Here is a 2,948-nt window from a genome sequence, read left to right on the forward strand (position 1 = left end):
GAGGAACCACATGCGTTGCTGCGCCAACGACAACGGCACCCGCTCCGGACGCCGCCGCGCCGCCAACACCACACTCCCGGCCCCGGCACCGACGGTGTCGATATCGACACGGGCCGCCAACTCCTGCACCGACGACGCCTCGAACACCACCGGCACCGCCACCCGATACCCCAACCGCGCCGACAACCGCGCCACCAACCGCGTCGCCGCCAACGAATTACCACCGAGATCGACGAACGAATCGTCCAACCCGACCCGCTCGACCCCCAGAACCTGCGCGACCTCCTCGGCCACCGCGATCTCCACCGGTGTCCGCGGCGCCCGATACTCGGCCACCTCGAACACCGGCGCCGGCAACGCCGCCCGATCGACCTTCCCCACCGGCGTCAGCGGCACCTCGTCGAGCACCGTCACCGACGACGGCACCATATAACCGGGCAACACCTCCCCCACCGACGCGCGCACCTGCGCCGGATCGAGCACCACCCCCACCTCGGGCACCACATACGACACCAACGCCGACTCCCCCGACGCCAACGCCGCCCCCACCGTCACCGCGAAACCGACCCCCGGCACCGACGACAACACCGCATCGATCTCCCCCAGCTCGATCCGGAAACCCCGGATCTTGACCTGGAAATCACTGCGTCCCACATACTCGAACACCCCATCGCCGCTGCGACGCACCAGATCCCCCGTCCGGTACATCCGGCCACCCGGGGTGAACGGATCGGCCACGAACCGCGCCGCGGTCAACCCGAACCGACCGTGATAACCCCGCGCCACCTGCGCCCCGGCCACATACAACTCACCGACCACACCCTCGGGCACCGGACGCAACCGCTCATCGAGCACGAACGCCCCCACCCCCGCGATCGCCGACCCGATCACCACCGGCGCATCGGGCACCAACTCCGCCGACGAGGTCGCCAGAATCGTCGTCTCCGTCGGACCATAGGCATTGAAGAACCGCCGCCGACCCGGCACCGACCACCGCCGCACCAGATCCGGGGTGAACGACTCGCCCGCCACGACCACCACACGCAGATCGTCCAACCCGGCAGGATCCATCGACCCCAACGCACCCGGCGTCATGAACACATGCGACACCGACTGCGACGCAATCACATCCGCCAGATCCGGACCACCACCGACCCCCGCCGGCGCCACCACCACCGTCGCACCCGCCGAGAACCCCACCCCCAACTCGAGCAACGACACATCGAAACTCGGCGAACACACATGCAACACCCGCGACGAGCCATCGACCCCGAAATGCTCACGCTCGGCCGAAATCACCCCACCGACACCGGCATGCGAGACCACCACACCCTTCGGCCGCCCCGTCGACCCCGAGGTATAGATCATCCACGCCGCATCCGACGGCTCGAGCGAACGCACCCGATCCGCATACGAGACCGGACGCGACGACAACTGCCCCACCTGCGCGGCCACCGACACCTCGTCGACCGCCACCACCGGCACCGACCCCGCCGCCTCGGCCACCACCTGCGCCACCGACGCCACCGTCAACGCCAACACCGCACCCGAATCGGCCACCATGAACTGCACCCGCTCGGCCGGATAACCCGGATCCACCGGCACGAAAGTCGCCCCCGACTTCGCCACCGCCCACAACACCACCACCGACTCGAGCGACCGCGGCACCGCCACCACCACCGCATCCCCCGGCCCCACCCCACGACCGATCAACCACCGCGCCCACCGCGACGACACCGCATCGAGCTCCCGATACGACAACGACCGAGAACCCTCCACCACCGCCACCGCATCACCGGCCGACTCCACCGCCGACACCAACAACTGCGGCAACAACACACCACGACGACCACGGGTCGAACGCGGAGCACGAGGGCGAACACGGTCCTGGCTCCGTGTCCTCATGCGGTGGGTTCCCCCATCCGTGTGCGCGTCCCCGAGCGTGCTCGGCCCCCGACAAGACCTCTGTGCAACACGGAACAGCTCTCCTTCCGGCCGTGGACGCCCCGAACGAACTCGGCCGGTAAGTAAAGTTACCTTTCCGCAATCATTCCTGCAGGACCCAGGGGGAACGCCGGTCGGAGAGTTTGCCGGCGAGTCCGGCGGAGAGCTCCGCCCCGTCGTGCGCCGGTCCGTCCGTGACGACGACCGCCACGAGGTCCTCGGTGTCGGGCAGAGCGGCGAGCTCCTCTGCCGGGACGAAGCCGTGGGTCACCCACTCCTCGTCGACGAGGATGCCCGGATCATGGTCGGGACCGGCGGGAACGACGACGGCGCCGGTGATCGCCGCGGCCAGGACGGCGAACACCGTCCACTGGTCGAGGCGGGAACCGGCGAGAAGGACCCGCGACTCGTAGGTCAGATCGAGGCCCTTCCGGCCGCGCTGCAGCGCCGCGACGACCGCACCGTGGGTGAGATCGAGTTCACTCGTCCGGACGGCCGTGTCGTCGGGGCCGAGGACGCCGGAACGGTCGGTGTACGCGATCGAACGGGTCGGCTGCTCCGAGACGAGGGCGAGCGTCTCCGGATCGTCGACGAACGTCCCCGCGACCGAGGACGGCAGATCGTCGCTGCGTGCGAGGGTGGTCAGCACGTGATCTGCGGTGACCGCGGGGTCGACCGTGACGGCGGCTCCCGTCTTGACGGCGGCCCACACCGCGACGACCAGTTCGGGACCGATCGGAAGGTCGACGGCGACGGTGCGACCCGGACCCGCTCCACGGGAGATGAGGTACCGGGCCCACTGCGACGACCGGCGCTCGACGTCGACGAAGCCGAGCTCGGTGTCGCCCACCACCACGGCGGGCGCCTCGGGATCGGACTCGACCGCGATCTGCAGCTCCTGGACGACGGTCCGGTCGACCGTCTCGAGAGCGGTTTCCCGCATCGGAGCGGTGACCGCGGTGGTGGCCGCCTCGCGCTCGGTCTCGGTCCGGACCTCGATGTCG

2 protein-coding genes are annotated in these 2,948 nt (G+C 69.5%); both read right to left on the reverse strand.

The window, feature by feature from the left end; translation table 11 throughout:
* Positions 1–1,833: non-ribosomal peptide synthetase (locus tag ACLBYD_RS30025; RefSeq protein ID WP_447819308.1), on the reverse strand; the 1,833-nt coding region annotated here is incomplete at its 3' end.
* A 214-nt stretch (positions 1,834–2,047) separates the two neighbouring features.
* The coding region (locus tag ACLBYD_RS30030) for an AMP-binding protein (RefSeq protein ID WP_447819309.1) at positions 2,048–2,948 on the reverse strand (901 nt) is incomplete at its 5' end.

This window comes from Rhodococcus sp. C26F, assembly GCF_053345925.1.